At 67.9% G+C, this 746-nt stretch carries 3 protein-coding genes; 2 read left to right on the top strand and 1 reads right to left on the bottom strand.

Annotated features, from left to right (window positions below; translation table 11 throughout):
• Together AC1DTN_RS37725 and AC1DTN_RS37720 are read left to right on the top strand one after the other, a co-directional pair.
• A partial coding sequence (locus tag AC1DTN_RS37725) for a DUF3606 domain-containing protein (protein WP_477925239.1) occupies positions 1 to 158 on the top strand: 158 nt, incomplete at its 5' end.
• The gene (locus AC1DTN_RS37720; protein ID WP_477925237.1) at positions 155 to 307 is read left to right on the top strand and encodes a hypothetical protein; all 153 of its coding nucleotides are present in this window, start codon (positions 155 to 157) and stop codon (positions 305 to 307) included. The genes AC1DTN_RS37725 and AC1DTN_RS37720, both read left to right, overlap by 4 nt.
• Here the strand turns inward: AC1DTN_RS37720 and AC1DTN_RS37715 are convergent.
• Positions 304 to 746 (bottom strand): SOS response-associated peptidase family protein (locus tag AC1DTN_RS37715; protein ID WP_477925236.1); only part of this gene is annotated, 443 nt, incomplete at its 5' end. The two genes, AC1DTN_RS37720 and AC1DTN_RS37715, sit on opposite strands and share 4 nt — an antisense overlap.

Here is a 746-nt window from a genome sequence, read left to right as displayed (position 1 = left end):
AGACCGGCCTCGACCGCAAGCTCATCTCGCTCACCGAGGAGCACGAAATCCGCAGCTGGACCGAGTCGCTCGGCGTCACCGAGGAGGAACTGCGCCAGGCGGTGGCCGCGGTGGGCCACTCGGCCGACAAGGTGCGCGAGCACCTGCGCAAGAAATGACCACCAGGACGCCRCCGCCGAAGCTGGGCACCGACCCGCCCTTCAAGGACGCTACGCAGCGCCTCATCGACTCGGTCAAGGGCCGCACGAGCAAGGCGATCAAGCGCGCGCCGCGCGTGGCCGCCCCGCGCAAGCGGCCGGAGCACTAGGGCGCGCCCTGCCCCAGCTCTTCGATCAGGGTCCCCGGTGCGATGATCGGTCCCGCCACGAAGATCTCAACAGGGCTGAGTCTCAGCAAGCTCTTCGCCTCCTCGATCGTGCCTGTGAGCCACTGGTCGACGTCGGCCAGCTCGATCGCGATGACGCTGCGCTTGTCCTGTTTGTCGGCCGCCAGCTTCGGATCGGGCTTGTGCATGCGTTTCCACAACGGATGCGCGTCGGCGTTCAGCGTGAGCATCGTGTACGACTCGACCTGTTCCCCTGTCGTCTTGTCCCTCCAGACGTTCCAGAGCCCGGCCAGGCCCCACGGCGCCCCGTCCGCGCGCCGGAACTGCCACCAGACGTTCTTCCCGCTCTCCCAGTTCGGCTCGTCGAATCTGGCGGCCGGGATGATGCAGCGCTGGCCTTGCGCCCACGGGTGCTTGTAGG

The organism is Rhizobium sp. 01T444 (assembly GCF_056398305.1).
The sequence above is the reverse complement of the archived record's forward strand: the minus strand, read 5'-3'. Positions and strand labels throughout refer to the sequence as shown.